This is a genomic window from Nitratifractor sp. (assembly GCF_015487065.1).
Taxonomy (GTDB): Bacteria; Campylobacterota; Campylobacteria; order Campylobacterales; family Sulfurovaceae; genus Nitratifractor.
In genome coordinates, this window is record NZ_WFQN01000020.1 from 1 (window position 1) to 7930 (window position 7930).

8 protein-coding genes are annotated in these 7930 nt (G+C 54.5%); 3 read left to right on the forward strand and 5 right to left on the reverse strand.

Going from position 1 to position 7930, the window contains the following annotated elements:
- Position 1: 1 nt before the first annotated feature.
- From feoB to F8I07_RS01015, 5 genes are all read right to left on the reverse strand, one after another.
- Positions 2-2122: a ferrous iron transport protein B gene (feoB, locus tag F8I07_RS00995; protein WP_292654566.1), complete on the reverse strand. Its 2121-nt coding sequence runs from the start codon at positions 2120-2122 to the stop codon at positions 2-4.
- A gap of 99 nt (positions 2123-2221) precedes the next feature.
- Positions 2222-3382: an SO_0444 family Cu/Zn efflux transporter gene (locus F8I07_RS01000; protein ID WP_292654569.1), complete on the reverse strand. Its 1161-nt coding sequence runs from the start codon at positions 3380-3382 to the stop codon at positions 2222-2224.
- Between the two features lie 109 nt (positions 3383-3491).
- Positions 3492-4106, reverse strand: coding sequence for a DUF3972 domain-containing protein (locus tag F8I07_RS01005; RefSeq protein WP_292654572.1), 615 nt, complete (start codon positions 4104-4106; stop codon positions 3492-3494).
- Between the two features lie 218 nt (positions 4107-4324).
- A complete protein-coding gene (locus F8I07_RS01010; RefSeq protein ID WP_292654576.1) occupies positions 4325-4957 on the reverse strand; it encodes a protein-L-isoaspartate(D-aspartate) O-methyltransferase in 633 nt (210 codons plus the stop codon).
- Positions 4958-5091: 134 nt separating this feature from the next.
- The gene (locus tag F8I07_RS01015) at positions 5092-5814 is read right to left on the reverse strand and encodes a carbon-nitrogen hydrolase family protein (protein ID WP_292654578.1); all 723 of its coding nucleotides are present in this window, start codon (positions 5812-5814) and stop codon (positions 5092-5094) included.
- Between the two features lie 76 nt (positions 5815-5890).
- Between F8I07_RS01015 and F8I07_RS01020 the strand changes: the two genes are divergently transcribed.
- From F8I07_RS01020 to F8I07_RS01030, 3 genes are all read left to right on the forward strand, one after another.
- Entirely contained in the window at positions 5891-6382 is a 492-nt protein-coding gene (locus F8I07_RS01020) for a hypothetical protein (RefSeq protein ID WP_292654580.1), read from the forward strand.
- A 40-nt stretch (positions 6383-6422) separates the two neighbouring features.
- Positions 6423-6917, forward strand: a complete 495-nt coding sequence (locus F8I07_RS01025; protein WP_292654583.1) for an RDD family protein — start codon at positions 6423-6425, stop codon at positions 6915-6917.
- The coding region (locus F8I07_RS01030) for an MFS transporter (RefSeq protein ID WP_292654585.1) at positions 6914-7930 on the forward strand (1017 nt) is incomplete at its 3' end. The genes F8I07_RS01025 and F8I07_RS01030, both read left to right, overlap by 4 nt.

Sequence of the window (7930 nt, forward strand, 5' to 3'; positions counted from 1 at the left end):
CTTAGACCAATAGTTTGACGACATTATACGTCAGGAAGCTAAAGACCCAGGCGACGCCCGTGGTCCCGACGAAGAGATAGGCCAGATAGACCCAGCTGCCGGTCTCCTGCTTGAAGACGGCCATCGCGGCGAAACAGGGGATATAGAGCATCACAAAGACGATAAAAGCCAGCGCGACAGGCAGCGTAATATGCTTACGCAGCTGCTCCTGAAGCGAATGGGCTGTCTCATCCACACTGTCCCCCAGAGAGTAGAGGACCCCCAGGGTCGAGACCACCACCTCTTTCGCCGCCAATCCCGCCTCCAGGGCGACACCCAACTTCCAGTCGAAGCCCAGGGGAGCGAAAAAGGGCTGCGTCGCCTTGCCCACCTGGCCTAGATAACTCTGGGCCAGGAGCTCCTCTTGAAGCTTGCCCTGGAGCTTGGCCTTTTCCTGTGGAGCCGCCTGGGCGATCTTGGCTTCGAAGCGCTTTTCAAGCTCGGGATTTTTCGGGTAGTTGCTGGCGAACCAGACCAACACCGAAGCGAAAAGGATAAAGGTCCCCGCCTTGCGCAGATAGTCCATCGACTGCCCGGCCACGATATGATAGATCAGCTTGAGAGAGGGCAGGCGGTATTTGGGCATCTCCATGACAAAGGGGTCGTCTTCCCCCTTGAAGACGAAGACTCTGAGAACCTTGGCGGCCATGAGCCCGAAGAGCGCTCCGGCAATATAGATGAGGAAGAGAATGTTCCCCGCATGCTCCGCTCCGAAAAAGGCCCCGGCAAAGAGCACATAGACCGGAATCCGGGCACTGCAGCTCATGAAGCCCAGAATAAAGAGGGTGATCATCCGGTCGGTCCGGCTTTTGAGGGTACGTGCCGCCATATAGGCGGGGACGGTACAGCCGAATCCGGTGACCAACGGAACGAAACTCTTGCCGTGGAGGCCGAATTTGTGAAAAAACCCGTCCAGTAGGAAGGAGACCCTCGCCATATAGCCTGTCGTCTCCAGCAGCGCAATGCCGAAGAAGAGAATAATGATATTGGGCAGGAAGCTCACCACCGCTCCCACCCCGCCGAGAATCCCGTCGGCGATGACTGAGGCCAACTCCGTATCCCCCAAAACACGATGGGTCTCGCCCGCCAGCCAGTCGAACCCCGCCTGGATCCAATCCATGGGCAGCTGCCCCAGAGAGAACGTCAGCTGAAAGAGCCCCCACATCAGAAAGAGGAAGATGGGGATGCCCAGATATTTGTTGATCAGCAGATTGTCGATCTTCTGGGTCAGGTTCTTCGCCCGCATCGACCGGGTGGAGATCACCTCCATCTTCGCCCCTTTGGCAAAGGCGAAATGTTCGTCGGCAAAGATCTCGTTGATGTCCTTTTTGCCGCTATGCAGATAGATATGATCCAGGGCATCCCTCAACAGCGGCAGCAGCTCGATCCAGATCGGCTCATCGTGCATTCGTTTGTAGACCTGGGTATCCTCCTTGAGCAGCCGGATCGCCAAATGCCGGTAGGGGATTTCACTGGGGTAGTGCTTCGCCTCGAAAAACTTCACCAACTTATCGATCTCTTCCTCGATGAAATCGCTGTAGACGATCTTCGATTCGGTTTTGGGTTTCTTGTAAACCTCGACAATGGACGCTTTGAGTTTGTCGAGTCCCTCTTTGGTCTTGGCGCTGACAGGGACTACCGGCACCCCCAGGATGACGCCGAGCTGCTTGGCATCGATCTCGATCCCCTCTTTTTGAGCCTCGTCGATCATATTGAGTGCGACGACCATTTTCTGCCCAAGCTCCAGCAGCTCCGCCGTCAGAAGGAGGTTGCGCTGCAGATGAGTCGAATCGACGACATTGACGATGAGGTCATACTCCTCGTGAAGCAGGAACTCTTTGGTGACCCGCTCCTCCATCGAATAGTCGTTGAGAGAGTAGGTTCCGGGGAGATCGACGATAGTGATCTCATACTCCCCACACCCTTCCGGGTCACAATAGGTGGTCTTGACCTCCGAAATATCCACTGTCACCCCTGCGAAATTTCCCACATGGAGCTTCGCATTGGCGATGGCATTGATGAGGGAGCTTTTGCCCACATTGGGTTGACCGACCAGGGCGACTTTGATCTTCTCTTTTTCCATGATTTTCTTTGAACCTTTGTATTTTGATATTCAATATCATTTAATGAATGATATCATACTCCTACGCACTTAAACTTATCTTAATCATAAGACCTGTTACTACCCTGAACAGCAGCTGCCGCCGGAGGCTTTGGGGAAAAAGACCTTCCAGGCCAGATAGAGGAGCAGGAGTGCCGAGACATTCGCCAAAAATCCCAATTGACTTTCACTCCGTGCTATCTGAGCCACTTCCGCGGCCTGATAGGCGAAGGTCACGTCGAAAATCCACCCAAAGAGCAAGGTCCCCGTCACTACCGAAAGCAGATAGATCAGCAAAGAACGCCTTCCCAGAATTTTGAGCACAACCGACATGGTCACGGTGCTCGTGGCCGGTCCCGCCGTCAGAAAGACAAAGACCGCTCCCGGAGAGAACCCCGCTCCCAGCAGTGCGACGCCCAGCGGAATCGAGGAGGTGGCACAGATATAGAGCGGTGCAGCGATGAGGAGTACCAGCAGATAGTTGAGCCAGAGGGAGCTTCCCAGGTAAGCGTTCAACTCCGCCGGCATGAAGGTCACCAGCAAAGCCCCCAGCGCAATCCCGATGAGCAATGCTTTGGCGAAGTCACCGAAGATCCTGTAGACCGCTTCCTCCCAGAGCTTCGTCAAAAATCCTCCTTCTTCCGAAGCCGTTTCCGTCCCACTGCAGCAGGCTCCGCCGCCACAACTGCCAGTGTCCGCCTTCGGTTCCGGCTGAAGTTTCAATACGGTACTGCCGGAAGGCGCCGCAAAAGAGAGGGAGGGCTCGGGGGTGGCAACCTTGGTGTTATTTGCTACGTCAGCAGTCGAGATAGAGCTTGTCGATTCCTCCCGGTCAAAGATCAGACTCAAAAGCCCGGCAAGGATCGCTATCAACGTAGAGGTAATGACCCGATAGAGGGTAAAAAACCACCCCAGTACTCCGTAGGTAGCGATGATAGAATCGACCCCGGTAATGGGGGTGGCGATGAGAAACCCCAGAGTCGAGGCTCGAGAGGCTCCGCTTTTGCGCAGTGCCGTAGCAAAAGGGATCACCGAGCAGGAGCAAAGCGGCAGCGGAATTCCCAGCAGGATCGCCCGAAAGAGTGACCCGAGACTTCGCCCTCCCATCTGGCGTCGAATCCACACTTCGGGAACCGACAGCTTCATCAATCCCGCCAGGAAGATTCCCAACAGGATATAGGGAGCGATATTTCCAAGCAGTTGCCAGAAGTTCTCCAGATAATTTAGAATAATCGTTTTCATTATACTTCCTAATAATGATAGTTATTATCATTATTATATCCCTATTTCTTTATTCGACGCTTAACAACATAAAATAAAGTAAAGTGGAAAAGGGAAGAAAAAGAAAAGGTCAGGACTCTTTGAGTTGAAGAAGGATCTCTACGGCTTTCTCCGCTTTGAGGCGGTAATCCCCTTTTTTCTTTTTCTCCACGGCACTGTCACCTTTTTTGTAAAGCTTCTTTGCCTTTTTTGTAAAACGTTCCCTCAATTTCTTCTTGTCGATCCCCTGTTCGGCAAGGAACTCCTCCAGAGAGATCCAAGAATCCTCTTCGGTGGTTTCGGCATGCTCTTCGATCACCTCTTCTAGTGCCAACGTCTCTTCTTCGTTGTGAATCTGTTCAATCCGCGCGGCATAGAGAGTTTTCATCTCTGTGAAGGCCTCCTTGAGAAGCTCCACTTCGCTACGGAGCGTCGAGGTGATCATCTGGTTGGTCTCTTTGAGATCCCGGATCGTCTCTTTGAGGACAGAGATCGTCTCGTCTTTGGCGGCCAACAGGGGTTGAATCTCCGACGCTTCCTCTTTGCGTTCCTCTACATTGTGAGGCGTTTCATCCTGCATCACAATATAGATCTTGCCGCCGACGTTTCGAGAGGGGAGAATACCTTTTTTGATCTTGGCATAGACTGCTTGGCGTGAAATCCCCATTTTATTGGCATAATCAACCGGTTTGATGAGATTCTCCATTGACATCTTCCTCTCTGCTCTTTTGACTTAATCATAACATAGAGCTTGTCACAAGCGGCTTCAAGCTGAAGGGGATTTGTCAAAAGGATCAAAGGCAAAAGGCCGTTTTTAGGCTACTTTATCCGTAGGATAGGTGCTTGTCAAGAAAAAGAACCGGCTTGACAAAGGATCTCAAACACTCTTGACGCGCTCAGCCTCGAGGGCGGAAATTTCCGGAACTAGTGCTGCGTTCCGTCCAGGACCGGGACGAAAAGACAGGGTTCGATCGCTTCAGAGCTGATGCGACCGTTACGTTTGTAGTAGCGGGTAATGATCTGAAGGCCTCCCTCGTTGACCGGGGCGAGAAGAATCCCCCCGTCAGCCAATTGATCGAAGAGCACCTGAGGAACTTTATCCGCCGTGGCCGAGAAGAGAATCCGCTCAAAGGGAGCATACTCTTTCCACCCACGCTGACCGTCATCATAACGCGTAAAAATATTGCTCATTCCCAACGTCCTGAAACGCTCCTTCGCCTCCCTCAGCAGCGGTTCGATCCGCTCGATCGTGAAAACTCTTCGGACGATCTGGGCCAAAATCGCCGCCTGATAACCGCTGCCGCAACCGATCTCCAGCACGCTATCTACCCCTTCGAGCTCCAGATGCTGTGTCATCTTGGCGACAGTCAAAGGCGAGGAGATCCACTGCTGCTCCTGCATCGGCAGGGCATCCAGCGTATAGGAGAGATGACGAAACCCCGGCGGGACGAAGGCTTCTCGATCCACCTTGAGAAAGGCATGGCGCACCCAGGGCTGCAGCGGGAATTTTGCGTCGATCTCATCGACCATTTTCTTTAATTGTAACTGTTTGACCATCGACCCGTCTTCAAAAGGGATACTTCCCATATTTTTTAATAGGGATTTTAGCCCCCTTTGGCACAAAAGAGGCTTAAAGCCCCGCTATAGCGGGAGAAAAGGATAAATATGAACGATTGTTCATAGCAAAATACTTATCGCATTTTTATATAACGGCGCAGTTTTTTCACCAGGTTCAGGTCCAGCTCTCCCCGAATCCGCTCCGCCAGATCCTCCAGGACCAGGCCGCCATCCGGAGAGGCGATGAGACTGGAGCGGGCCATATCCTCCCGGGCGCTGTCGGCGACCAAAACGTAACACTGATTCATCACTCCCAGGGCTCTCGCCAAGATCTCCAGATGGCGCTTTCTCGGCAACCCCCACTGAGAGGGCAGCAGAATCACATCGCACCCTTCCAGCCGTTTCCAGAGCTCTTTGAATCGGAGTTCGAAACAGATCATCAATCCATAGCGTACGCCGTCGATCTCGAAAGGACGGATCTCCTCCACCTCTCCGGGGATCAGATAGCGGTCCTCCTCTCCCAGGAGAAAAAGCTTGTGTTTTGCCTGACGATGCACCACCCGGTGATCGTGGATAACAATCGCTTCGTTGGCATAACCTTCGGGGCGTTTCACCAGCCGGGTCAACACCAGGATCTGCTCCTCCACTTTTTCACAGAGGATCCGCTCCGCCTCCTCACCGAAGGCGACCGCCGCCTCCAGATGCTCGTAGTCATAATCGGTCAGACAGACTTCCGGAGCGACGATAAGTTTTGAGGACTCCTCCTCTTCCAACGCCGCGAGGATCTTCTCCAGATTGCGTCGGTAGGGATGCAGATTCTCCAACTGGAGCAAGGTACAGTGCAGGCTTTTTCCCATTTTTCTTCTCTTCCCGTCCCAAGATTAATCCAAAAGCATTATACTATCCCTCAAAGAGAGACCGTTGAGGAGTTCTATGAGTCATACGTCCGCCGAGATCCTGCGCGAAGTGTTGGAGTCGCTTCAGCCCTATCCCCAGATGCAGTTTCTTCTCTTTGCCGATCGATGGGGAGCGCTGGAGGAGGAGCTGCTGGAGTTTTGCCGCCAAAAAGACCACTCCCTGCTGCTCTACGGCCTGGGAGAGTTGAGCGAAGAGGCCCCGCTGGAGGATCAGCGGCTGCGTCATCGGCCCTACCGGATCGAGCAGCCCCGCTACAATCTCCAGGGACGGCTCTACAACCATGCCTTGGTCACTGCAAAGATCCCCGACGAACCCGAAGCCTTCGCCCGCAAGCTCTACACCGGAATCGCCAACGCGGGAGGACTCTATCTCCGAACGGATTCCGAAGCAGTCTCCCGCTGGCAGACGGTGTTGGAACGTGCCAACTATGTGGCGGCCAGCACCATTCCCCTGGGAAAAGGAGAAGAGCTGCTCTACGCCCGTAAAATGCATGGATGGGGCAGCTAAGCCCCGAGAGACAGACAAAAGCACCCCCAAAGGAGCCCCGATGGCCAAACAGCGTTTCCGCGACGTCAAACAGGGACGCATCCGTCCCGTCGAAACGAAAAAGAAGCGATCTGCGTCCACCCCGACCGACCTGCCCGCCACGCTGAGACAGCGCTTCAAAGCTTTCATCACCGACAGCTTTATGATCCTCATGCCCCTGATGTATATCGTCTTTTACCTGGTCTTCGACGGGAGGGAGGGCTTCGCCCAACACAAACTGCTGGGCTGGCTCTACATCCTGATCCCCTACATCCTCATTACCGCCCTGTTCCTGGCCAAGAGCGGACAGACTCCCGGAATGCGCGCCTATGAGATCCGTACCGTCGATTGCCGCAGCGGCAAGCCCCCCTCCATCGGAGCGAGCCTGCTGCGGCAGCTCCTCGGTGTCTGGGACTTTTTCCTCTTTACCTGGATTCTCCAGTTTTTCCGCCGGGATCATCGGACGCCCCATGAGATCCTCTCCGGAACCTGCCTTCTGCAGGAGCCGAGTCGTTGAAACCCCCCGTCTCCGCCCTCTGGCTGCTCAGCCTCTTCTACTTCGCCTATTTCGCTCTGGTAGGCGTCTATGTCATCTTTTTGCCCAAGATGCTGACACAAAGCGGCTACAGCGCTACTCAAGTCGGAGTGATCTTTGCCGCCGCCCCTTTAATGCGTTTTGCCCTGCCTTTTTGGTTCCAGCGCCTTGGCAGTGTCCACCGCCGACACTATCTGGGAGCGCTGATCGCCGCTTTCGGCGCTTCGCTTCTCTTTTTTGCCACCCTGGAGAGCTTCACAGCGTTTTTCGCCGCCAACCTCCTCTACGGTGCCGCCATGGGAATCATCCTCCCCTATGTAGACACCATTGCCTTGCAGGTCATTTCGCGGGAGCGCTACGGCCGCGTCCGTCTCTGGGGCTCCATCGGCTTCATGGCCATCGCCCTCTGGCTGGGACAGGTCCTGCAGACGCCGTTGCAGAGCCTGGTCTATCTGGCGTTTCTGGCTTTGCTGACCCTGGCGACGGGCTGGACGCTGACCCGTTACGACCGGGGAGAAACCATTCCCACTGCCGGGGAGAAGATCGAAGAAACCTTTTCACTGCGACGCTACTGGGCCTTCTGGCTGAGTGCTTTTTTGCTTCAGGTGAGTTTCGGAGGCTTCTACAACTTCTTTACGATCTACGAAACGGCACACGGTATCTCCCTGGAGATGACCAGCTGGCTCTGGAGCTTTGCGGTTCTCTGTGAGATCGCCATGCTCTACTGGCAGGGACCGCTGCTCAAACGGGATCTGCTCGGAATTATCGAGCTGGCGGTAGCCACGGCAGTGATTCGCTGGGGAATCCTCTGGCTCTGGCCCGATTCGCTGCCGGCCGCCTTTGCCGCCCAGTCGCTACACGCATTCAATTTCGCCCTCTACTATACCGCCGCCATCGCCTACGTCTACGATCTCTATACCCAGAAAAAGCTGGCCCAGCAGTTTTTTCTGGGGATTACCTTTGGCCTGGGAGGTTCCGTCGGAGCGGTGCTGGCA